Below are 21,633 nucleotides of genomic sequence, written 5' to 3'. Positions count from 1 at the left end.
TTAGTCGTCCAAGGGGAGCAGATCCTCCCGGTCAGCCTTGGTTTCGGGTCTCTGGCGGATTTCCTCAAGCTTGGCTTTCATCTGCTCGCAAATGTCCGGATGCCGGGCGGCTACGTTGTCAAGTTCCTTCGGGTCTTTTTCCAGGTCAAAGAGGCTTCCTCCTTCCGGGGACTTGCTCATTTTCGCGGAGGCCCCGTTGATGCCGTCGCGGATGGCAACGCCGGCGGGAATGAACTTCCATTTGCCGTGGCGTATCGCCAACGCCTTGCCGGTGCTGTTGATGACGTGGTAGTCACGGCCCTTGGCGGATTTGCCCAGAAGGGCGGGCATCACGTTTTCAGAGTCACGGAAGGAATTGGCCTTGCCGGAGGCCAGCAGTTGTTCCAGGGAAGCTCCCAGATCCATCTGGTTGAGCAGGGCTTTGCTTGTGGTTCCGGGGGAGACCACGCCGGGCCATTTGACGATGAACGGAATACGGGAACCTCCTTCCAGAATGCTGTATTTGCCTGCGCGGAAGGGGCCGGCAGGGGAATGGGCGGCATTGTCCCGGACGGCGAAATCCCTGTAGCCGTCATCCAGCACGGGGCCGTTGTCGCTGGAGAAGATCACCAGGGCGTCTTTTTCCAGACCGGCCTGTTGCAGAGCGTCCGTGATGCGGCGCACGCAGTCGTCCAGTTCCACGGTCACGTCACCGCGCACGCCGTGCCGGCTTTTGCCTACAAAGCGTTTTTCCGGGCAGCGCGGCACGTGGATGTCATGCGTGGCGAACATCAGGAAAAACGGTTCCTTGGCTTTGGCGCTCTTCTGGATGTATTCAATAGCTTTATCCGTAATTACATCGGCGTTTTCCTCATCCTTCCACAAGGCGCTTTTTCCTCCCTTCATGAAGCCGATGCGTCCAATTCCGTTGATAATGGCCTGATTATGCCCGTGGCTCCACATGAGTTTGAGCTGGTCCTTATTGTCCTTGCCATTGGGAAGCCCGGGGAAGTTGTGCTTGTAGGATACTTCAATGGGGTCGTTCGGGTCCAGATTGCGGACATTGCCGTTTTCCAGAATCACGCAGGGAACGCGGTCGCCCGTAGCGGCGAAGATAAAGCTTTCGTCAAATCCGATTTCGTTCGGGCTGGGAGAGATATGCCTGTTCCAGTCAATTTTCTTCCCCTTTTCCCCCAGGCCCAGGTGCCATTTGCCCACCATGTAGGTTTTGTAGCCGTGGGATTGGAGCATCCTGGGCAGGGTGGGTTTCTTGGTATCGATAATGAGGGCGGCGTCTCCCGGCAGGATGCCCGTGCCTTCCTTGCGCCACGGGTATTCCCCGGTGAACAGGGCATAGCGGGAAGGGGTGCAGACGGATGTGGTGGAATAGGCGTCCGTGAAGCGGCAGCCCTGCTCGGCAAGCCTGTCGATAGAGGGGGTGGGAATCCCTTTGGCTCCATAGCAGCCTACGTCTCCATAGCCAAGGTCGTCAGCGTAAATCATGACGATGGCTCTGGGAGGCTTGACCTTGGGCGTGACTGCGGCCGGGCAGGCCGCCGCCGCTGCCAGGGCAAGCATCAGGTGTAATGCGGGTTTATTCATGTTGCCAGGTGTGTGATGATATTTTCTGGAAAAGGAGGTTGGAAGGATGCGGCTGTTCAGGCGCGGGCCGGACCTTCGGGATTGTCCGGAGGCTGTTCGCCGGGCTGTTCCGGCGGAAGCACGGGTTCCGTCATGGGGCGCATGCTGGCATTCTGCCAGATGTACCGCTTGTAGAGGACCTTGATGGCTGCCGTCAGGGGGACAGCCAGCAGGGCACCGACCAGGCCGCCCAGAATGAGCGTCCAGATCAGCACGGAAAACATGACCGTGAGCGGGTGGAGTTCTACGGAATCCCCCACGATTTTCGGCTGAATGACCCATCCGTCAAATTGGTTGACGGCCAGGAAGATGCCGGAAACAATCAGCACGTGCTGGAAATCTCCCCATGTGAACCAGGCCAGCAGCACCGCAGGGATAAAGGCGGTGATAATTCCCAGGTAGGGAACAATGCCCAGCACGCAGACCGCGGCGCCGATGGTGATGGCGTATGGCAGACCGAGCAGTTTCAGGCAGATGGCGATCAGAATGCCTTCAATGATGCTCACCAGCATCTGTCCGCGGAAGAAGGAAATCAGGTATCCGTTGATTTCCTCCATGGTCTCCACCACGTCTTTTCTGAATTTGGAGACTTTCAGGGGCAGAATGCTGGGCCATTTTTCTTTGATTTTGTCCGCCTCCAGCAGAAAATAAAAAGCGAAGATGGGCGTGATCAGGATACTGACCATGATTCCTATGGTGCTGTACAGGGCTCGCCCTCCGGAAGTGAGCCAGCTCATCAGCTTGTCCTGGTAAAAGGAGGAGTTGATGGTCATGTAGGCTCCCAGTTTTTCCCGGGCGGTCCGGGCGTTTCTCAGGTCATGGATTTCCGCCTCCGTATAATGGCTGGTATTCAGTTCCCGCAGACTGGTTCTGTAAACACTGTCAATGGTGCGGGAAATGAAAGGTATTTCAATGGTGGAGTCAATCAGTTCGGAGGTTTTGTCCCATAGCTCCATCCGGTTGTCGATCAGTTCGTCCGTTTGCCTGATCAGGGGAGGAAGAATCGTGGCTCCAAAGCCTACCAGGACAGCCAGAGCCGCAAACATGACCGTGACTACGGCCCAGGAGCGGGAGAATCTGAAATGCACCAGCCAGGAAACGATAGGTTCCAGCAGATACGCCACGACGGCGGCAATCAGGATGGGCAGGAGCACCGGTTCCAGGAACCCCAGAACTTCCACTACTTCAAAAATGACGAAAGCCGCGATGCACAGCATCACCAGAATGGAGGCGCCTGTCAGGGCATGCCAGCAGGTTTTTTTCTGGAAGGGGGAAGGAATGGCGGGGACGGCGGAAGGCTGGGTATTCTGGTGTTGCGCGTTGTTCATGCCGGTGTGGAGAAAGGGCTGGTTGGCTGGTCTGGCTCAGGCAGCGGAGGCTTTGTCCGTTTTCCCGTCAGGTGCGGGAGCGGCTTCATCCGGAGTTTCTCCGGCAGTAGCCGGGGGCTGCTGGCCGTCTGCGGGTGGCTGGGTTTGTTCTTTTTTTTCCTGCTGCCTGACGTGTTTTTCGAATTCCTGTTCCGTAATGGCCTGGGGCGTGGGGTAATAGTCCCCTGCGGGGGGGGCGGCCGGAACTTCCCATTGGATGCGCACCAGCCTGTTCCTGCGCTGGACCACCACGCTGGCCTGAGCCCCCCGCTGGGTGGTAACGTATTCTACGAGGTCCGGATAGGGATTCTTTCTTCCATTAATGGAAATAAGCACGTCCCCCGTTCTGAGGCCGGCGTCCCATGCGGGCGACCACTCAGCCACGTAAGCTTTCATGGGGCCGTTCCCGTTGCGGTCCTGGATGAAGGTTCCTCCCATCAGGTTGAAGGAGGCGGGGGCGGGCATCCGGTGGCTGGTGGAGCTGAAATAAAGGGCGTTCCCCGGGCCGTCCAGCCAGAACTGGCGCGCGGCCAGAGCGCCGTACCCCAGGATAATGTCTATGTCATCGGGGATGCCCATTACTTCCGGGTTGGCGAAGCTTTCGCAGAGCAGGATGTTTTTTAATTCCAGGGGGCCCAGCTGAAAGGAGCTTACATGCATGCATTCATGGGCGTAAAAGCCGCCGGCGGCGGGGCTGTAGCCGGAATAGACGCTGACGAACGCGTCCGGGTAGGCCTGCTTAATGGCGTTCCAGCGTTTTTTGGAAATATAGACGGCGTGGGGGGCTCCCGTATCCAGAATGATGCGCCTTCCGTGCTTGTCCGCGATTTGCGGGTAGTCGGACCCGGGGATCAGGGAAAGCTTGTTCCAGTTTTTTATCCTGGAGGGAAGTTTATTGAAAAAACGGTGGGAGCGTTTGGGGTAGTTGATGTTCCACACATATTTCCGGATGCATTCCCAGCCCAGCAACCCGTCATACGGAGCCTGGTCCGCCATCACCACGTCCTGTTTCCGGGAAATGGGTTCTTCGTCATCTTTCAGGGAAACGGGCACGTTGGCCGTGCGCATGGCTCCCCTGCCGCGAAGGCGGGCGCCGATGGATTCCACTGCGGGGGAGAAAAGCAGGGAGGTCTGGACTGCTCCCGTGTCCACGCCCATCATTAATTGCGTTCCGGAACTCCACGCCAGCGCCACGGGGGTGCCGTCCAGGGGGTTGGCCGCGTCAATGGGCGGGGAACTGCTGTCCTGGATAGGCCGGTGCGATACGCAGGAAACGCACAGCATGGTTGCCAGAAGCATGATGGAGGAACGGAACATAAAGTATTCCGTTCATAACAAACGGACCAGAAGCTGGCAAGGTTTCCTTCCTGCTTACAGGGCTTTTTGACGGCATCAGCATGTGAAATCTGCCGCCAGCCGGAGAGCATCCCGTGCAAAAGCATGATATTCAGGATGCGGGCGCGTGCGTTTTTTAAGGTTTTGTAACATGGCTGGGCGTTTTTCCGTCTGCGGCGTCTGGCGTTTCAGCTCCTGCGGAGGTGCGGCCGCCTTCGTTTTCCCATGCTTTCCCTGAGGGCGGTTCTGAAGCCGGCACGCTCCCAAAAATCTTGATTTTCACAAGGAGCCGTATAGGGTAGCGGCGAGCCGCTATGACCGCCCCTACGTTTGAAGATGCCGTGAGCCGTATTGTACGGAAGGATCCCCGTTTTGCGGAACGGGCGTATTCCTTTCTGAAAGATGCGCTGGATTTTACCATGCAGCGTGTTGAAGAGCGGGAAAACGGCTCTCAGAGGCATGTCAGCGGACAGGAACTGCTGGAAGGATTTCGGGATTACGCTCTCGCCCAGTTCGGGCCTATGGCTTCCACCGTGATGAAGGAATGGGGGATTAGGAACGGAAAGAATGTGGGGGAAATGGTTTTTTTACTGATTGAGGAAGACGTTTTTTCCAAACAGCCGGAGGACTCTCTGGATGATTTCAAGGGGTTCATGAATTTCCGCAGAGCTTTTGAAGAGCCTTATGAATTTCAGGACCAGCCCAGTTAAACCGCCCGATACCTCCATGAACAAGGAACCCGATGTACGCTGGCCCGCTGAATGGGAGCCCCAGGATGCTGTCTGGCTGTCCTGGCCCCACCGCAGGGATTTGTGGCAAGGAGGGCTGGATGAATTGCAGAGGACTTATGGGAGCGTGGCCGCTGCCATTGCCCCGCATGCCCTTGTGTGCGTGAATGCCGCGGCGCCCCTTTATCCCGGCATCAGGCGGGCGATGCAGGCTGCCGGAGTGCGGGAGGAGCAATTCCGCCTGTTCGACCACCCGACCAACGACGTGTGGTGCCGGGACCACGGCCCCGTTTTCGTTCAGGATGTAAAGGACGGTTCCCTGATGCTGGCGGATTGGCAATTTAATGCATGGGGCGGCAAATTTGCTCCGTGGGATCTGGACAACGGAGTTCCCTCCCTGATTGGAGCGGCGCTGGGGCTTCCCTTGCGCAGTTCTTCCATGATTCTGGAAGGGGGGGCGATTGAGGGCAATGGGGACGGCTTGCTGGTGACGACGGAGTCCGTGCTGCTGAATCCCAACCGCAATCCGGATTGGAGCCGGGCCATGATTGAAGAGGAATTGAAGCGCATGCTGGGCGTCAGAGCCGTTTTCTGGCTCGGTTCCGGCATTGAAGGGGATGATACGGACGGCCATATTGACGACATGGTGCGTTTTGTGTGCCGGGATGCCGTAGTTTCCATTGTGGAGACGGATTCTTCCTCTCCCCATTACCGCGCTCTGGCGGAGAATAATGAACGCCTTCAGGATTTGAGATGCGTGGACGGCTCCGGCGTGGAGGTGATCCCCCTGCCGATGCCGGACCCCCTCCATGCGGAGGACTGGCGGCTGGACCAGCTCCCTGCCAGTTACGCCAATTTCCTCATTGTGAATGAGGCCGTCATTGTTCCCGTATTCAACCAGCCCCGGAATGACGATCGTGCCCTGGGCATTCTGCGTGAGTGTTTCAGCGGAAAACAGGTAATAGGGGTGGATGCCCGCAAGCTGGTGCTGGAAGGCGGCGCCATCCACTGCATCACCCAGCAGCAGCCCCGGCCGGGGAAGGAGGGACTGTGAGCGGAGGGGAAGGAATAACGGTGGATGTGATTCTGCCGATGGAAAAGGCCGGCAGCGAGCGCGCGCGCCGCGCCGCCGTGGCGCGGAAGCTGGGTATTTCCCCCTCCCGTATCAGGGATTTGCGGCTGGTGAAGGAATCCATTGATTCCCGGCAGAAAAAAATTCTCTTCCAGCTTCGCCTGCTGGTCGGGGTGGATGAACAGCTGCCGCCGGAACGTCTTCCTTCCCGGGACTATCCGCCCGTCCGTCCCGGCTCCCCTGTGGCGCTGATCATCGGGTTCGGGCCGGCCGGAATGTTCGCCGCGCTCCGCTGTTTGGAGCTGGGCATAAAGCCTGTGGTGCTGGAACGGGGAAAGGACGTTTCTTCCCGCCGGTTTGACCTGGCACCCATCCTGCGCCGCGGCACGGTGATGGAGGATTCCAATTACTGTTTTGGAGAGGGAGGGGCAGGCACGTTTTCCGACGGAAAGCTGTTTACGCGCGCGACCAAGAGAGGCCCCGTGCGGGAGGTTTACGAGATTTTTGTAGCCCACGGGGCGCCACGGGAAATTTTAACGGACGCTCATCCGCATATCGGCTCCAACCTGCTGCCCAATGTCGTCAAAGCCATCAGGGAATCCATTCTTCGCGCGGGCGGGGAAGTTCATTTCAATACCCGTGTAGAGCATCTGCTCCGTTCTGCGGACGGCCGCCGCATACGCGGCGTGGCCTGTGCGGATGGCCGGGAATTCGCGGCGGATTCCGTTTTGCTGGCTACCGGGCACAGCGCGCGGGACGTGTACCGCATGATGCTGGCGGAGGGGCTGGCTCTGGAACAGAAATCCTTTGCCGTGGGGGTACGCATTGAGCACCCCCAGGCGTTTGTGGACGCGCGTCAGTACCACCTGAAGCCGGAGCAGAAGCGTCCGGAGCAGCTTCCGGCGGCCCGTTATTCCGTGACGACCACCATTCAGGACCGCGGCGTCCACTCCTTCTGCATGTGCCCCGGCGGGTTCATCGTTCCCGCCGCCACGGAAAACGATGAGGTGGTGGTCAACGGCATGTCTCTGGCCCGGAGGGATTCCCCATTTGCCAATGCCGGTTTTGTAGTCAGCGTGCATCCGGAAGATACGGAACCGTTTTGCAGGGAACACGGAGCGCTGGCGGGCGTGGCGTACCAGAAGGCGCTGGAGACGGCTTCCTGCCGTGCCGGAGGAGGCATGCAGAAAGCCCCGGCCCAGAAGGTGGAGGATTTTCTGAAAGGGCGCGTTTCTTCTTCCCTGCTGCCTACCAGCTATCATCCCGGCATTGTATCCCATCCCCTTCATGAATTGCTCCCGGAAGGGATCGTCTGGCGCATGCGGGAGGGGCTGCGGCAGTTTGACCGTAAATGGCGGGGATTTGCCGGAGCTTCCGCCCAGCTCATTGGCTGTGAGACGCGCACGAGCTCTCCCGTGCGCATTCCAAGGGACCCTGCCACGCTGGAGCATTCCGGTCTGGAGGGCCTGTATCCGTGCGGCGAAGGGGCGGGTTACGCCGGAGGCATTGTTTCCGCCGCCCTGGATGGACGCCGTTGTGCGGAAGCCGTGGCGCAGCAGGCGGCCCGCTAGGTTTTTCCCAAGCGGTCGGCAGTCATCAGTGCGGTGCAGGTTTTCTGCTTTTCCGGATAGATGTACGCGCCTGCGCCCCCCCCTCTGTATTATACCGGAACCGGATCATCAGGCCGGGAAATGGAAGCCGGCTTGTTTTTCCCGGGAGGGAAGAATATTGTTGACCATGCGTAAAAGATTTCTGTAACGTGTTTTCATGTTAAATCTGTTCCGGTGGGGAATCCTTCCTGCGTTTTTGATGACGCTTTCCGGCATGTCCCAGGATATTGCGGCGCCCTCCATGGCTAATGTGGATTTGGAAATGGAGGAAGGGAAAAAAGTGGCGGCGTACAGGGAGGCTATAGCCAGACACTTGCAGCTGGGTATTATTTGGACGTGCATTGTGGAGTTGGAGGAAAAGGACAATCGTGCGGTTCTGGTGGCCACGCTCAAGTATATTCAATCTCCCGAATGGATTGGGATGCTGGATAAATGCCCTTCCGATTACCGCGCCATGCATCTGAAGATGATTAGGGAGTTCAGGAAATTGCAGGAACGGGTGGAAAAGGAGAAGATGACTGCGGATGAAATACTGAATGCTTACGGGGAGTGCGGAGGCCAATACATGAAGATGGGGGGAAGTATTCTGGAAAAATACCGGCTGGAGAATTGTTCCGTACAGTTTTCTTCATTCTTGATGCGGGAAACGGAAGGATTGGGTGAAGCGGAAAGGCTGAAGGCTCTTCACCGGATCAGGAAGGATATCCTCTCCGGAAAACTGAAGATTCCCGGAGAGGATGAAGGGACGGGGGAAGCCGGAATGGAGGAATGACAAGGATGCCGGGCCGGTTCCCCGGAACGGTTCCGGGACTCCGGCGTTTTCTTCTTCCCGTTTTTCATTTCCAACCGGGGTTCTTCATTTTTTTGCAGGTTAAGTCTTGCCAGGGCAGGGGGCTTGGGGTCATAATCCGCAAGTTTCACAACAGCACATACAGCCATGAAAGTCATCGTCATCTACGGCAGCCCGAATGATAAGCCCTTTATGGAACCGGCCCGCGAGTATTTTGCTCAGGAGAACGTTCCTTATGAAGAAACCGTTCTGTCCGCCCACCGCGACCTTCCGGAGCTGATCAGGTTTCTGGGGGATCTGGAAGCCAGCGGAGAAAAGGCGGTTATTCTGGCTGTGGCCGGCCTGTCCGCCGCCCTTCCCGGCGTGGTGGTGATGAGCTGTTCCCTCCCGGTTATCGGCGTGCCGGTTCCCGGAGGCCCCCTGAACGGTATTGACGCCCTGCTGGCGATTGCCCAGTGCCCCGGCGGCGTGCCCTGCACCACGGTTGGCCTGCATAAGAAAACCCCCGTCAATGCCGCCATGGCTGCCCACCGCATTTTAAAGCTGGCGGGGCTGTAACGTGAACTTTTTTTCCCATCCGGCAGATGACTCCTCCTTCACAGGAAATCGTATTGGACGGTCCGGGAATTTCCCGTGCTCTTGAGCGCATGGCCCACGGCATTGTGGCCCGTTTTCCAGGAGAACCCCTCGCCATCGTCGGCCTGCTCAGCCAGGGGGACGTGATTGCCCGGCGTCTGGTGGACAAGGTCAAGAAGCTGGGTGTGGAAGCCCAGTACGGCTCTATTGATATTTCCCTGTACCGGGATGATATCTTCAAGCTGGAAGCCCGGCCCTCCCTCCGTTCCTCCAATTTGCCGTTTTCCACGGATGACATGAGGGTGGTGCTGGTGGACGACGTCCTTTATACGGGACGCACCATACGTGCGGCCCTGAACGCCCTCTTCGACTACGGCCGTCCGGCCCGCATTGAGCTGGCGTGCCTGATTGACCGCGGCGGCCGGGAAGTTCCCATCCAGCCGGATTACACGGGCCATGTGCTGGACCATGCCGGAGCCAAGGTCATCGTAAGCATGAAGGAGTCCGACGGCGAGGACTGCGTAGTCATTCCCTCCCACTGAAAATTTTTCAATTCATTCTCCATTTCCCATGAATCCCCGCAAGGATCTTCTTAATATCTCCTCATTGACTGATGAGGAAATTCATACGCTGCTGGATTCGGCCGGCCCGATGAAAGAGCTCTTTACCAAAAGCGTCAAAAAGGTGCCCGCTCTGAAAGGCAAGTCCGTCCTGACGCTTTTTTATGAACCCAGCACCCGTACCCGTTCCTCCTTCGAGGTAGCGGCGGAACGCCTGTCTGCGGACGTGACCAATTTTACGGTGTCCACCTCTTCCGTGGTGAAAGGGGAATCCGTACAGGACACGATCGCCACGCTCCAGGCCATGAAAGTGGATTATGTGATCGTGCGCCATTACAACAGCGGCTTGCCGAACGTGATTGCTCGCCATACCTGCGCCAGTGTGGTGAACGCCGGAGACGGAGCGCATGCCCATCCTTCCCAGGCTCTGCTGGATTCCTTTACCATCCGGGAGGTGTTTCCGGAGGTGAGAGGAAAGCGCGTTCTGATTGTGGGGGACATCCTGCATTCCCGCGTGGCACGTTCCACCTCCCTGCTGATGAAGAGGCTGGGGATGGAAGTGGCCTTCCTGGGGCCGGGTTCCCTGGTGCCGCGCACCGAACATTCCGGCATTCCCCGCTTTTCCGATTTCAATGAGGCGTTTGCCTGGAAACCGGACGTAATTTACCTGCTGCGCGTTCAAAAGGAGCGGCAGGACGCCCCCTTCTTCCCCAGCGCCCGGGAGTACAACAAGATTTACGGCGTTACGGAAGAGCGCCTGAAGCGTATTTCCGGTGAAGGGCTGTATATCATGCATCCGGGGCCGGTCAACCGCGGCGTGGAAATCTGTGACCTGGCGATGGACTACGAGCGCTGCCTGATCAACCGCCAGGTGGAAAACGGCATCGCCTGCCGCATGTCCATCCTTTACCATCTCACTCCGCAAACCCAGCACTGATTGTTCATGAAAACTTCCGTACTTATTCGCAATGCCCGGCTGACGGATGGTTCCGCCCCGGTGGATCTTCTGGTTTCCGGGGGAGTGATTACAGCCAAAGCTCCTGCCGGAACGCTTCTGGAAAGCGCCGCGGAAAAGACGCTGGACGCTTCCGGAAAGCTTGTTCTGCCCGGCCTGTTTGACATCCATGCCCATTTGTGCCAGCCCGGCCGGGAGGACAAGGAGCGTGTGGCTACGGCTACTGCCGCCGCCCTGCATGGCGGGGTGACCGGACTGATGGCGATGCCGGATACCGAACCCGTGATGGACAATGCCGCCCAGATTACCACGTTCATGGAAATATGCCGGACGGATGCTCTGGTGGAGGTGATCCCCTCCGGGTGCCTGACCAAGGGGGACGGCGGGGAAGAGCAGGCCTCCTATGATTCCCTGCGGGCCAAGGGCGTCCGTTTCATTACGGACGGGGACCGCGCGCCGGACAACATGCTTCTGCTGTACCGCGCCATGCAGTACGCCAGCAATCTGAACCTCACTTTCGCCCTGCGCGGAGACGTGCCGTCCCTGACGGCCAGGGCGGCCATGCACCCGGGCACTACCTCCTACCGTCTGGGCTTGATGGGGTCCCCCTCCTGTGCGGAGGAAATAGGGCTGGAAACCATCATCCGCCTTTCCGTGGATACGGGCAACTCCCTGCATGTGCAGACCGTCTCTACGGCCGGCAGCGTGGATATCCTGCGCCGGTGCAAGCCGAAAACCGCCGGGCTGAGCGCGGAAGCGGCGCTTCACCATCTCCTGTTCACGCATGAGGACGTGGGCCGGTACGATACCTGCTACAAAACGCTGCCGCCCCTGCGCGACCAGTCGGATGTGGATGCCCTGATTGCCGCCGTGAATGACGGCACCATTGACTGCATCGTCTCCGATCACACGCCCTGCACGCCGTTTTCCAAACTTCAGGATTTCATTGTCGCCCCGCAGGGCATGATTGCGCTGGATACGTTCCTGCCCGCTATTTACCAGTATCTGGTGGAACCTGGAAAGATGTCCTGGCGGACGGTGGTGCGCGCCTGCAGCGACTCTCCCCGCAGGCTGATGGGGTTGGCCCCCGTCTCTCTGGAAGAGGGGGCTCCGGCCAATCTGGTGGTGTTTGACCCGGAAGGAGAAACGCCCGTCACGGATGAAACGCTCCGCAGCCGCGCCCGCAACACCCCATTCCTGGGCAAAACCCTGAAGGGGAAGGTGGATGCCGTAGTGCTCGGAGAACAGCTCCACTGCTTCTGATGAGAGCGTGATGGAGAAAGGCCGGCAACTATTAATGATTAACCGTCAGCTTCCGCTTGCAGCCCGTCGCCCGCGTCAGCACGTGTTATCCGGCCAAATTTGGCGTGCCGCGCCAGAGCGGCCTGGTTCCGGGCGCGCGGGCGCGGCTGGTATTTGAGCCTCCGTTCCGTCATCCGGACGCCGTTCGCGGGCTGGAAGGGTTTTCCCATCTGTGGCTGGTCTGGGTGTTCAGTGAAAACGTGAATAAGGGGTGGAGTCCTACGGTCCGGCCGCCGCGGCTGGGGGGTAATGTGCGCATGGGGGTGTTTGCCACGCGTGCGCCGTTCCGCCCCAATCCCATCGGATTGTCTGCCGTCAGGCTGGAAAAAGTGGAACTGCATCCTCTGGACGGGCCGGTATTGCATCTTTCCGGCGTGGATTTGGTGGATGGCACCCCCATTCTGGACATCAAACCCTATGTTCCTCTGGCGGACTGCATCCCGGGGGCGTCGGAAGGGTTTACGGCCGTCCCCTATGAACGGCTGGACGTGGAAATCCCCGATTCTTTTGGCAGTTCCATGTCTCCGGAAGAGAGAGTTGCGCTGGAAGATACGCTGTCCTTGGATCCCCGCCCCCAGTATCAGGACGATCCGGAACGGGTTTACGGCCTTTTGTTCTCTGGCTGGGAGGTGAAGTTCAGGGTAGAGGAAAAGCGGCTGCGCGTATTGTCCCTGGAAAGAAGGTGACATGGTTCCGGCTTTCTTAATTCTCTCCGAAGGAGGAGCCGGATGAAGTGGGAGCCGGGAAATGCCTGGCCGCTCATGCGAAAGACGAATGCTTACTTTCGCAGCCTCTCCTGGATGGGCTGCGCCGGAGCTTGCCTTCGGAGCCGGAGGGGAGTATGTTCCTGTTTGGACCCTGGGAGTAACGCCGGGCCTTTTAAGGGAATGAATGATTACCGGCAGATAACCGAAGCTTTTCAGGAAAACTTTCGTAATTACGGAGAATTGGGCGCATCCGTTTCTGTCTGGCAGGAGGGAAGGGAGATTGTTTCCCTGCATTCCGGGTTTGCCGCAGCGGATGAAACGCGTCCGTGGACGGAACATTCGCTGGTGCCTGTTTACTCCGCCACCAAGGGAGCCGCATCCGCCGCCCTTCTGCTGGCCCTGCACCAGCAGGGAGCCTCGCCGCAGATGAGCATGGGGGAACTGTGGCCGGAATTCCCGCTTCCTTATGCATCCATTGCGCAGATGATGTCCCATCAATGCGGTTTGGCGGCCTTTTCCCGGACGGCAAACGTGTTTGACCATGAGGATTGCGCGCGCGCCCTGGAGGAAACCGTTCCGGCGTGGCAGCCGCCGGAGCACGGTTATCATCCGCATACTTACGGGGTGATGCTTGATGAACTCATGCTCCGGCTGACCGGGGAACGCCTGTGGCGTTACTGGGAGGAATACATCCGCAAACCGTTGAATCTGGACTTTTACATCAAGTTGCCGGAATCCGAATGGAACCGCGTGGCGACGCTGTATCCCGGCAAAATGGACATGTCCAACATGGGGACGCCGTTTTATCTGGAATACATGAACAAGGGCACGCCCGTGCACCGTGCGTTCAACACTCTGATAGGGTTGAACAGTGTGCGGCAGATGAACGCGCCGGAAGCGTGGTCGTCCGGAGCTCCGGCCTTCGGCGGCGTGGCTTCCGCCCGCGGCATGGCGCAGTTCTACCAGGCCTGCCTGGGGCTGGATGAACTCCGGGTATTCCCGTCCGCCGTGCGCGGCTGGATGCGGAACGTCGTCATTGACGGGCCGGACCTGACGCTGAAAACGCCCACCGCCTTTTCCTGCGGTTTCATGCACGATCCCGCAGATCCCGCCACGGGCCGCAAGCTGCGTCATCTGTTCGGTTCCGGCGGTTTCGGGCATGCCGGGGCGGGCGGGTCCCATGCCTTTGCGGATCCGGCTTACGGACTTTCCTTCGGCTACGCGATGAACCGCATGGACCTGAATGTGCTGCCCGGCGTGAAAACCCGGAACCTGATCAGCGCAGTCATGAAAGAAGTGGCTGAAAAGTGTTCTTAACCTGAACCCTGGCTATCTGTTCAAATCCCCTCGGAAGTTTCCGGATAGTTTATTCGTTTCCATTCTTGCGGCCTTTTCTAATCTGAACGTGGAGGGCTCAAAAGAATGATTCTTCAGTCATTCCCTTGTTGCCCTGTCCCCTGTTGAAAAATCAGTATTCCATTTGCCGGGGATGGTAACCCCGGACTTTTGGAGGGAGCTGCCGGTTACCACCCTCCGCCCAGGGCGCGCGCGAGCTGGACGACGGCCTTGCGGATGTTCTGCTTCATGGTGACCAGGGATTCCTCCGAACTGAGCCAGGAACGCTGGGCGGTGATCACATTCAGGAAGTCCGTCTCGCCGTTGATGTACAGGGTGCGGGAGAGCTGGAACGCTTCTCTGTTGGCGTTGTTTTCCTTGTGCAGGTATTGCATCTGGGAAGTATAGCTGCCATAGGCGATCAGGGCGTCCTCAACCTCGGAGACGGCGGTGATGAGCGTTTTACGGTAAGTTTCCGCAGCTTGTTCCGCCGCGGCTTTCTGGGCGCGTACCGTGGCTCTCAGGGCTCCTCCCCGGAACAGGGGCTGGAGCAGATTCCCTCCCAGGGACCACGCGTTGTTGTTTTCCCTGAAAAGCTGGCCGAAATCTCCGCCGCGGCTGGAAAGGGAACCCGTCAGGCTGAAGCGCGGGTACAGATCCGCTACGGCTACGCCCACGTTGGCCACGGCCGCGTGCAGGTCCGCCTCAGCGGCGATAACGTCGGGCCTGCGCCGCAGGAGTTCGGAGGGGAGGCCTACTGGAACGACGGGCGTTTTTTCAAAGACGGAAGCCTTGGGCAGCGTCAGTTCCACACGGGAATTGTAGGTGCCCAGCAGCACGGCGAGCTGGTTTTTAGCAGAGGCCACCTGTGCTTCCAGCGCGGGGATGCGGCTTTCCGTGGAGGCGACGGTAGAGGTGGCCTGCTCCACATCCAGGCGGGGAGCGAATTCCGTTTTGTAGCGTTTTTCCGCAATGGTGAGGGTGCTGCGTTGGATTTCCAGTTGTTCCCGGGCGATGCGGAGCTGTTCACAGGCGGTAATCCAGTCAAAGTAGGCTGTGGCGACGTCCGCCAGCAGGGCCGTGCGCACGGCCCCGGCGGAAGCTTCCGTGGACATGAGGGTGGCGCGGGAGGCTTCAATGGAACGCCGGTTGCCGCCAAAGAGGTCCAGCTCCCAGGAGGTGGATGCTCCCAGGGAGAAATTCTGGGAAGAGGAGCTGCGGAAACCTCTGTCCGGAGACAGGCTCCATCCGGCGCTGGCGTCTGCGGCGGGAAGCAGGGAGGCCTGGGAGACGCGGAGCTTTTCCCTGGCTTCCCGGATGCGGAGCAGGGCCACGGTCATGTCCGGATTGTTGTTGAGGGAAGCGGAGACCAGGCGGTTGAGCTGGGGGTCTCCAAAGATATTCCACCAGGAACGCAAATCTTTATCCGAACTGTGGGGGGGCCTGTTCGCTTCCCACGTGGCGGGGAGGTCATTGGACGGCGTCCGGAAATCCGGGCCCACCATGCAGGAGCCAAGGAAACAGGCGGCCAGAAGGGGGAGGTGCTTGAACGTGGATGACATGGGAAAAGAAGGAGTAAGGAGTTATTCGTGTCTCAGGGCGTCAATGGGGTCCATCTTGGACGCCTTCCAGGAGGGGTACCATCCGAAGGCCAGGCCGATGAACACGGAGACGCCTACAGCCAGAGCCATGGCTTCCGGGGAGGAGGCGGTGGCCCAGTTCATGGTGCGGCTGACGATGATGGAGATAGCCTTGCCGAGCATGATGCCCAGCGCGCCGCCTACCACGCAGAGCAGAACCGCTTCCAGCAGGAACTGGCGCATGATATCCTGCGGACGGGCGCCCACCGCCATGCGCAGGCCAATTTCCTTGGTCCGTTCCGTGACGGAAACGAGCATGATATTCATGATGCCGACGCCGCCGACGACCAGAGAGATCATGGCCACGATCATCAGCAGATTGGTCATTACTTCCGTGGTGCTGCTCATGGCGCGGGACATTTCCGCCATGTCCCATACCCGGAAATCGTCCAGCTGGCCGTCCTTGAGGTTGTGCTTGGCGCGGATCACTTCCGTAATCTGGTCAATCGCCTCGGAGGACCGTTCCGGGTCTGAAATTTGCGCCATGATGAAGTCAATGTTGTTGAAGCGCCGCGGATGGGGAGCGTCCGTGTAGGGCTGGTCCGTAGTTTCCGTGTAATAATCCACGGAATTGGCGGTGTATTTATCCGCCCGGTTGAAGGTGGTGGCGCTTTTGCCGGAGGAAGCGGTGGCGGAACCGCCGCCCAGACCCTGGAGGCGGTAACGGATGCTTGTCCACGGGAGGATGATGGAGTCGTCCTGGTCGCGTCCCATCATATTGGCCCCTTTTTTCTGAAGGATGCCGATGACTTTGAACATGACATTTTTGATGCGGATATCCTTGCCCAGCGGGTCTTCCTCCCCGAAGAGTTCCTTGGCCACCGTCTGGCCGATGACGCATACGCGCCTGGCCTGTTCCACATCTTCCTCGGAGAAGGGCTGGCCCCGCGCCATGTCATACCAGCTTTTGATTTTCAGATATTCCACGGAACCGCCCTCTACAGTTTCCGGGCTCCAGTTCTTGTTGCCGTAAATGACCTGGCCGCTGGCGCGCACCACGGGCGTAGCCCGCAGAACCATGGGGCAGTCCTTCGCGATGGCTTCGCAGTCCGCGTTGGTCAGGGAGGCCCGTCCGCCCGCGCCGGTATTGACTCCGCTTTTGGAGATGGCTCCGGGGCGGATATTCAGCGTGTCCGCCCCCATGGAGGCAATGGTATTTTTAATTTGAAGCGTGGAGCCCTGGCCGATTTCCACCATGGCGATTACTGCGGCAATGCCAATGATGATGCCCAGGATGGTGAGGGCCGCGCGCATGGGATTGCGTACCAGGGCCCTGATGCAGGTTTTAAGGAGAGGAAGGAATTTCATACGTCGTCCTTGCTAAGCATATCGGAAATCCCTTCGCAGATAAGACCGTCCGCCATGTTGACGGCCCTGTCCGTGAAGGCGGCTATTTTGGGGTCGTGCGTCACCAGGATGACTGTGATTCCCTGTTGGCGGTTCAGGTCCTTAAACATGTGCAGCACTTCCTTGGAGGTAGTGGAGTCCAGGTTTCCCGTTGGTTCGTCCGCCAGCAGGATGCTGGGGTTGTTGATGAGGGAACGGGCAATGGCTACGCGCTGCTGCTGCCCGCCGGAAAGCTGGGCCGGGGTGTGGTCCATGCGGTCGGAAAGCCCTACCAAATTCAGCAATTCCACGGAACGTTCGCGCATGGCTTTCATGCTGAGGGCAGGGTGGGCATATACGGCAGGCATCATCACGTTTTCCAGGGCCGTGGTACGGGAGAGCAGGTTAAAGTTCTGGAAGACGAATCCGATGCGCTTGTTCCGGAGGGTAGCGCGCTCTGCGGCGTTGAATTTGGCGACGTCTTCCCCGGCAATATAGTAATGGCCTGAGGTCGGGCGGTCCAGACAGCCCAGGATATTCATCAGGGTGGATTTTCCTGAACCGGAAGCCCCCGTGAGGGAGACGAATTCCCCTTCATTGATATCCAGAGTGATGCCCTTGAGCACTTGAAGGTCTATTTCTCCCAGGTGGTATACCTTGGTTATGTCACGTAAGCGGATCACGTTGCTGTAATGCTTGATGCGGTAAAAAAGAGTAATTAAGAGGTCGAATGAGGGCGATTCTCCGGGTTAGGGAGGCGGGGGAGGGCCGCCGTTGCCAGTCGGGGCGGGCGTCTTCGTGTTGCCTGTGCTCGGCTTGCGGCGCGGGGGCATCTTGGGCGCGAACGGGTTTTCCCCGCCGGCGGAGGCGGAAGAGCCGTCTTCCGAACTTTCGGAGCGGTTCAATATCTGCGCTGTGGAAACGATTTTCATTCCTTCCCGGAGCGTTTCTCCCGCAATGGCCGTCAGCATGCCGTTGCTTTCCCCTTTGGTGACCAGGTGGGGATAAAGAAGATTGTCCCGCAATTCCCAAACCACGGCTTTTTTCTTCTGACCGTCCCGGACGGGAGCGGCCAGTTCCGGCTGCATCCGGTCAAAAGCCGCTTTTTGTTCAGCGCTGACCAGTTCTGTTTCCGGGCGGAAGCGGAGGGCCGCATTGGAAACGAGGAAGGCGTTTCGTATGTCTTCCACCACGAATTGGACATTTGCCGTCAGATAAGGGATAAGAAGCTTGTCCGGATTGGGAACATCAATGTCCACGATGTAAGTGACTACATTGGACGTCATGGTTGCGTCCAGCCGTATCTTGTCCACCGTTCCCTTGAATTTGCGGCCGGCGAAAGCGTCTACGGTGAACAGTACCTCCTGCCCCTTGCGAATGCTGCCGATGTCCGCCTCGTTCACGGCAGCCCAGATTTTCAGCTTGGAAAGGTCTGTAGCGATGTAAAACAGGCTGGAGGCGCTCATGCTGGAAACCACCGTTTGGCCTATGTTGACCAGGCGTTTGACCACGACGCCATCCACGGGGGACTTGATGGTGGTGTATTCCAGGTTGCGCATTTCCTTTTTCAGCGCGGCTTCCGCCTGTTTCAGGGAGGCTTCCGCTTCCTGCAGGGAGGCTTCCGCCACGGCTACGTTGGCGCGGGCGGTTTCTTCATCCGCAATATACTGGTCGTAGCTGGATTTGGACAGGGCATCCCCCGGCCCCAGTTTTTCCGCGCGTTCCCGGTCCAGTCTGGCCTGCTGGTGCTTGGCTTTGGCCTGCTGAATGTCCGCCTTGGCGCGGGCGATGCCGGCAATGGCCTGCGCTTTGGAGGCTTCCGCCCTCTGAACGTCCAGCTGCACGGGAAGTTTGTCGATTTCCGCGAGTATTTGACCGGCCTTTACAGGGCTGGAATAATCCACCACCTTGCCGTTCAGGTCCTTGCCGAACTCCATGATGATTCCGCTGACCTGGGCGCCCACGTCTACCAGTTCATCAGGCTCCGTGACGCCGGTCGCTTCAATGGTGATCATCAGGTCTCCCTTTTCAAGGGGCTCTGTCTGATAGTCCACCTGGATGGCTTCATTTCCTTTCCACTGTTCCCAGGCAACCCAGAGGCCTCCGAGAACGGCAATGACAATGATGAGTTTGATGAATCCCTTCACGACTATATTATACTTCGCAATAATGAAAAAGTTGCACGGATGTTAAAAACTTTTCCGCAACAGAGCGTGATCCTATCATGATTTCCGGAAATGTCTAAGGGATTATTATGTTTGTTAACAGTTGCTGTTTATTAACTAATAATATTGCGTTCTTTGCCCTTTTTCTTTCTCGTCCAGTGAGACGGAAAGAACGGGAATGGAAGCTCCCGAAATATCTGAAGGAGGCAGTTGCCTCCGCCCGCATTCAATCTTGAGACATGGCTTCTCCGTGTCTGCAAATGCTGCGGAGTGAAAAGAGCGGGAAAAGGCGGTTAAATCTGACGGCCGGGAGTATTGCTCCAAAGGGGGGGAGAATCCCGGCTGTTCTGCAGAGAAAAAGGAAAGACACCGCTGCACCGTCTCTGGCTGTGAGCCACGTTCCCGTGCCTCAATAGAGCGGGGACTTCCGCCGCTGTTTTGACTTTTCCGGTATAGGACGTAGTCAGCCCTGCGTCGGGGCTGCCCCCATTAGGTTGTAATATCGGTCCGGGCCACTTTGCCAGGTAATGACGAGTGCAGCAGCCACCGCCTTGTATACCTCATGGAAGAAAATGTTCCAAGGTGTTTTTGCAATCTTTTCAGACATGGGCGGGGACTTTTCCTCGGAACGGCTGATTTTGAAGGGAATGCGCTTTCAGCGGTGTTTTTCCAGCCATTCCGTTAACACAAGGCGGTCCGCAGGCGCCCAGGGCAGTTCTTCCAGCGTACTGCGGGAGAAGAACCCCAGGTTTTCATGTTCCAGGGGGCGGGGCAGGGAGCAATGTTCCAGACGGCACAAAAAGGGATGAGGCGGATAACGCGTTTAGGCTCCTGGTGCCGTACAGGGGTGAGCCTGCGGACGGGGACAACGGCGCATCCCAGTTCTTCCCGTATTTCCCGTATGACGGCATTCCGGGCGTTTTCTCCGGGTTCCACTTTCCCGCCCGGGAATTCGTAAAGAAGCCCGTTGGACTGCCCCGTTTTCTTTTTAGCGCCCAGAAGGAGGGGGCCCCGGGCGGTGGGCAGTTCAATCAGGGCGCAGCAGACGTCCAGCGTGTTCATGGCTCGTGAAAATCCAGGGTATGCAGGTTGATGGTGCGGGTTTCCGTATCCAGAACGCCGAAGCCGATGTGCCCGGTTCTGCCCTGGAGTTCTCCGGGATTGGCCAGCAGGCAGCTGCCGTATTTTTCGCTCACGGCCTGGTGGGTGTGGCCGTACAGGGCGACGTCGGCGCCTCCGTTGCGCGCTTCCCGCAGGGCGTATTTGGGGTAATGGGAAAGGGAAAATTTCATGCCGTACCGGGTGATAAGGGCATGTTCCGGATGCAGGCGCGCCGCCGGGGAACCGGCGGCCATCCGCCGCATGATTTCCACATCATAGTCATTGTTGCCCGGAACGGCGTCCAGAGGAAAATCCTCCGTCAGTTCAATCAGGCGCCGGAAACTCTCCGGGGTGGTGCAGTCGCCCAGGAAGATGAAATGCCCGCAGCCCAGCAGGCGCATCCGGTGCATGGCTGGTTCCAGATGGTCTGTGCGGTCGTGCAAGTCGGAAAAAATGCCTATCTTCATCTTTTTTTCAGCAATTCATGGCGTGAATGGGCCATGCCTTCAATTCATCCGGCAGGGAAAGAGGGCGCGAATGGTCTCCATCCTTGCGCAACAGGCAGGTGAACCCTCCCGCTCCTGCTCCGTGGAAGGGCATGAGCCGGTAGCAGGCTTCCTGCGTCAGGGAGGAACGGAAATGCTCCAGCTCCGGTACGGTTACGGTGTGAAGGTCCGGATGGCGCTTTAGGAGGTACAGGACATTGCGTTCATTTTCCTCCGGAGCGTAGGTGCATGTGGTGTACAGCAGGAAACCGCCGGGAGCCAGGCACTGGAGGGCGGCCAGTAAAATGCCCCGCTGCCGCTTGGCGTTGCCTCCGGTGACGGAGGAATTGAAACAGCCGGGATTGGGAATTCCTTTAGCCAGCAGGGACTGTCCGCTGCACGGGGCATCCGCCAGGATAAGATCGAAACAGCCGGGGGCCAGTTCCGCCCACTGGTCCGGGCGCAGGCGCTGGGTGTACAAATTGGTGAAGCCGCAGCGAAGCAGGTTATGGCGCAGGATGCCCAGGCGCTTCGGATGCACCTCATTGGAAACATGCTCCTGCGGAGATACCCGCGTCTGCGCCAGAATGCTTTTTCCTCCCGGAGCTGCGCACATGTCCAGGCAGCGTTCCGGACGAAACGGAAGATGCGCCAGAGGGGCTGTTTCCCAGACGGATGAGAGATCCAGGGGATAGTAATAGCCGCGTTCGTAGTCCGGCAGGGAGCCGGGTTTGGTTTCCGCCTCTCCCGGAGGGAGCGCCAGGATAGAGGGATGCCCCCATTCCTGCGGCGTGTTTTCTGCCGGCAGGGGCGGCCGGTAGCTTTTCGGAGCCTTCGGAGTGATGACCAGCGCACTTCTGGAACGGTCCCCGGCCTGCATGGCGTCCAGAAAATCCCGTTCCTGTTCCGCCGTCAATTCCAGTTTGCAGGCGAGTTTGAGTATTTGGGAGGAAGACACG

At 58.6% G+C, this 21,633-nt stretch carries 20 protein-coding genes; 10 read left to right on the top strand and 10 right to left on the bottom strand.

Going from position 1 to position 21,633, the window contains the following annotated elements; genetic code table 11:
• The 3 genes from O4G22_RS00650 to O4G22_RS00640 are packed head-to-tail and all read right to left on the bottom strand — an operon-like array spanning window position 1 to window position 4,304.
• Window positions 1-1,581, bottom strand: coding sequence for a sulfatase family protein (locus tag O4G22_RS00650; RefSeq protein WP_306701914.1), 1,581 nt, complete (start codon window positions 1,579-1,581; stop codon window positions 1-3).
• Between the two features lie 56 nt (window positions 1,582-1,637).
• Entirely contained in the window at window positions 1,638-2,948 is a 1,311-nt protein-coding gene (locus tag O4G22_RS00645; RefSeq protein WP_306701913.1) for an AI-2E family transporter, read from the bottom strand.
• A 36-nt stretch (window positions 2,949-2,984) separates the two neighbouring features.
• The gene (locus O4G22_RS00640) at window positions 2,985-4,304 is read right to left on the bottom strand and encodes a PDZ domain-containing protein (RefSeq protein ID WP_094135681.1); all 1,320 of its coding nucleotides are present in this window, start codon (window positions 4,302-4,304) and stop codon (window positions 2,985-2,987) included.
• A gap of 332 nt (window positions 4,305-4,636) precedes the next feature.
• Here O4G22_RS00640 and O4G22_RS00635 point away from each other — a divergent pair, with 332 nt between their 5' ends.
• From O4G22_RS00635 to O4G22_RS00590, 10 genes are all read left to right on the top strand, one after another.
• Window positions 4,637-5,032: a Minf_1886 family protein gene (locus tag O4G22_RS00635; RefSeq protein WP_094135683.1), complete on the top strand. Its 396-nt coding sequence runs from the start codon at window positions 4,637-4,639 to the stop codon at window positions 5,030-5,032.
• A 16-nt stretch (window positions 5,033-5,048) separates the two neighbouring features.
• Window positions 5,049-6,104, top strand: a complete 1,056-nt coding sequence (locus O4G22_RS00630) for an agmatine deiminase family protein (RefSeq protein ID WP_306701912.1) — start codon at window positions 5,049-5,051, stop codon at window positions 6,102-6,104.
• Between the two features lie 38 nt (window positions 6,105-6,142).
• A complete protein-coding gene (locus O4G22_RS00625; protein ID WP_345784526.1) occupies window positions 6,143-7,693 on the top strand; it encodes an NAD(P)/FAD-dependent oxidoreductase in 1,551 nt (516 codons plus the stop codon).
• Between the two features lie 196 nt (window positions 7,694-7,889).
• Window positions 7,890-8,504, top strand: coding sequence for a hypothetical protein (locus tag O4G22_RS00620; RefSeq protein WP_306701910.1), 615 nt, complete (start codon window positions 7,890-7,892; stop codon window positions 8,502-8,504).
• A 165-nt stretch (window positions 8,505-8,669) separates the two neighbouring features.
• Window positions 8,670-9,080 (top strand): AIR carboxylase family protein, encoded by a 411-nt coding sequence (locus O4G22_RS00615; RefSeq protein ID WP_012419174.1) that lies wholly within the window; start codon window positions 8,670-8,672, stop codon window positions 9,078-9,080.
• 26 nt (window positions 9,081-9,106) lie between these two features.
• On the top strand, window positions 9,107-9,640 hold the full coding sequence (gene pyrR / locus O4G22_RS00610; protein WP_094135688.1) for a bifunctional pyr operon transcriptional regulator/uracil phosphoribosyltransferase PyrR: 534 nt from the start codon (window positions 9,107-9,109) through the stop codon (window positions 9,638-9,640).
• 28 nt (window positions 9,641-9,668) lie between these two features.
• Window positions 9,669-10,595, top strand: coding sequence for an aspartate carbamoyltransferase catalytic subunit (locus tag O4G22_RS00605; protein WP_094135690.1), 927 nt, complete (start codon window positions 9,669-9,671; stop codon window positions 10,593-10,595).
• Window positions 10,596-10,601: 6 nt separating this feature from the next.
• On the top strand, window positions 10,602-11,876 hold the full coding sequence (locus O4G22_RS00600) for a dihydroorotase (protein ID WP_306701909.1): 1,275 nt from the start codon (window positions 10,602-10,604) through the stop codon (window positions 11,874-11,876).
• 56 nt (window positions 11,877-11,932) lie between these two features.
• Complete coding sequence (gene tsaA, locus O4G22_RS00595; protein WP_306701908.1) at window positions 11,933-12,601, top strand: tRNA (N6-threonylcarbamoyladenosine(37)-N6)-methyltransferase TrmO; 669 nt, start codon at window positions 11,933-11,935, stop codon at window positions 12,599-12,601.
• A gap of 201 nt (window positions 12,602-12,802) precedes the next feature.
• The gene (locus O4G22_RS00590; protein ID WP_306701907.1) at window positions 12,803-13,939 is read left to right on the top strand and encodes a serine hydrolase domain-containing protein; all 1,137 of its coding nucleotides are present in this window, start codon (window positions 12,803-12,805) and stop codon (window positions 13,937-13,939) included.
• A gap of 206 nt (window positions 13,940-14,145) precedes the next feature.
• On the opposite strand, the gene O4G22_RS00585 is transcribed toward O4G22_RS00590, so the two are convergent.
• The 7 genes from O4G22_RS00585 to O4G22_RS00555 all read right to left on the bottom strand — a co-directional run bounded on the left by O4G22_RS00585 (window position 14,146) and on the right by O4G22_RS00555 (window position 21,632).
• Window positions 14,146-15,519 carry an efflux transporter outer membrane subunit gene (locus tag O4G22_RS00585; protein ID WP_297407631.1) on the bottom strand — a complete coding sequence of 458 codons (1,374 nt, stop codon included), beginning with the start codon at window positions 15,517-15,519 and terminating at the stop codon, window positions 14,146-14,148.
• A 21-nt stretch (window positions 15,520-15,540) separates the two neighbouring features.
• Window positions 15,541-16,905 carry an ABC transporter permease gene (locus O4G22_RS00580; RefSeq protein WP_094135699.1) on the bottom strand — a complete coding sequence of 455 codons (1,365 nt, stop codon included), beginning with the start codon at window positions 16,903-16,905 and terminating at the stop codon, window positions 15,541-15,543.
• Window positions 16,902-17,606, bottom strand: coding sequence for an ABC transporter ATP-binding protein (locus O4G22_RS00575; RefSeq protein WP_094135701.1), 705 nt, complete (start codon window positions 17,604-17,606; stop codon window positions 16,902-16,904). Before O4G22_RS00575 ends, O4G22_RS00580 begins: the two co-directional genes overlap by 4 nt.
• 66 nt (window positions 17,607-17,672) lie before the next feature.
• Window positions 17,673-19,070, bottom strand: coding sequence for an efflux RND transporter periplasmic adaptor subunit (locus tag O4G22_RS00570; RefSeq protein WP_306701906.1), 1,398 nt, complete (start codon window positions 19,068-19,070; stop codon window positions 17,673-17,675).
• Between the two features lie 699 nt (window positions 19,071-19,769).
• Window positions 19,770-20,150: an NUDIX domain-containing protein gene (locus tag O4G22_RS00565; protein ID WP_306713891.1), complete on the bottom strand. Its 381-nt coding sequence runs from the start codon at window positions 20,148-20,150 to the stop codon at window positions 19,770-19,772.
• A complete protein-coding gene (locus tag O4G22_RS00560) occupies window positions 20,147-20,656 on the bottom strand; it encodes a metallophosphoesterase family protein (RefSeq protein WP_306701905.1) in 510 nt (169 codons plus the stop codon). Before O4G22_RS00560 ends, O4G22_RS00565 begins: the two co-directional genes overlap by 4 nt.
• Before the next feature lie 7 nt (window positions 20,657-20,663).
• Window positions 20,664-21,632 carry an RsmB/NOP family class I SAM-dependent RNA methyltransferase gene (locus tag O4G22_RS00555; RefSeq protein ID WP_306701904.1) on the bottom strand — a complete coding sequence of 323 codons (969 nt, stop codon included), beginning with the start codon at window positions 21,630-21,632 and terminating at the stop codon, window positions 20,664-20,666.
• Between the last annotated feature and the right edge of the window lies 1 nt (window position 21,633).

Source organism: Akkermansia muciniphila (genome assembly GCF_030848305.1).
Taxonomy (GTDB): domain Bacteria; phylum Verrucomicrobiota; class Verrucomicrobiia; order Verrucomicrobiales; family Akkermansiaceae; genus Akkermansia; species Akkermansia muciniphila_A.
Note: the sequence above shows the minus strand (reverse complement) of the source record. Positions and strands in the feature narration are given on the sequence as shown.

What these genes read in the sequence shown, in the direction of transcription:
- O4G22_RS00615 (WP_012419174.1), top strand. Translation starts at nt 8,670, where the DNA reads ATGAAAGTCATCGTCATCTACGGCAGCCCGAATGATAAGCCCTTTATG.
- O4G22_RS00565 (WP_306713891.1), bottom strand. Translation starts at nt 20,150, where the DNA reads ATGAACACGCTGGACGTCTGCTGCGCCCTGATTGAACTGCCCACCGCC.
- O4G22_RS00625 (WP_345784526.1), top strand. Translation starts at nt 6,143, where the DNA reads ATGGAAAAGGCCGGCAGCGAGCGCGCGCGCCGCGCCGCCGTGGCGCGG.
- O4G22_RS00560 (WP_306701905.1), bottom strand. Translation starts at nt 20,656, where the DNA reads ATGAAGATAGGCATTTTTTCCGACTTGCACGACCGCACAGACCATCTG.
- O4G22_RS00580 (WP_094135699.1), bottom strand. Translation starts at nt 16,905, where the DNA reads ATGAAATTCCTTCCTCTCCTTAAAACCTGCATCAGGGCCCTGGTACGC.
- O4G22_RS00605 (WP_094135690.1), top strand. Translation starts at nt 9,669, where the DNA reads ATGAATCCCCGCAAGGATCTTCTTAATATCTCCTCATTGACTGATGAG.
- pyrR (WP_094135688.1), top strand. Translation starts at nt 9,107, where the DNA reads ATGACTCCTCCTTCACAGGAAATCGTATTGGACGGTCCGGGAATTTCC.
- O4G22_RS00640 (WP_094135681.1), bottom strand. Translation starts at nt 4,304, where the DNA reads ATGTTCCGTTCCTCCATCATGCTTCTGGCAACCATGCTGTGCGTTTCC.
- O4G22_RS00645 (WP_306701913.1), bottom strand. Translation starts at nt 2,948, where the DNA reads ATGAACAACGCGCAACACCAGAATACCCAGCCTTCCGCCGTCCCCGCC.
- O4G22_RS00620 (WP_306701910.1), top strand. Translation starts at nt 7,890, where the DNA reads ATGTTAAATCTGTTCCGGTGGGGAATCCTTCCTGCGTTTTTGATGACG.
- O4G22_RS00630 (WP_306701912.1), top strand. Translation starts at nt 5,049, where the DNA reads ATGAACAAGGAACCCGATGTACGCTGGCCCGCTGAATGGGAGCCCCAG.
- O4G22_RS00600 (WP_306701909.1), top strand. Translation starts at nt 10,602, where the DNA reads ATGAAAACTTCCGTACTTATTCGCAATGCCCGGCTGACGGATGGTTCC.
- O4G22_RS00585 (WP_297407631.1), bottom strand. Translation starts at nt 15,519, where the DNA reads ATGTCATCCACGTTCAAGCACCTCCCCCTTCTGGCCGCCTGTTTCCTT.
- O4G22_RS00650 (WP_306701914.1), bottom strand. Translation starts at nt 1,581, where the DNA reads ATGAATAAACCCGCATTACACCTGATGCTTGCCCTGGCAGCGGCGGCG.
- O4G22_RS00590 (WP_306701907.1), top strand. Translation starts at nt 12,803, where the DNA reads ATGAATGATTACCGGCAGATAACCGAAGCTTTTCAGGAAAACTTTCGT.
- O4G22_RS00635 (WP_094135683.1), top strand. Translation starts at nt 4,637, where the DNA reads ATGACCGCCCCTACGTTTGAAGATGCCGTGAGCCGTATTGTACGGAAG.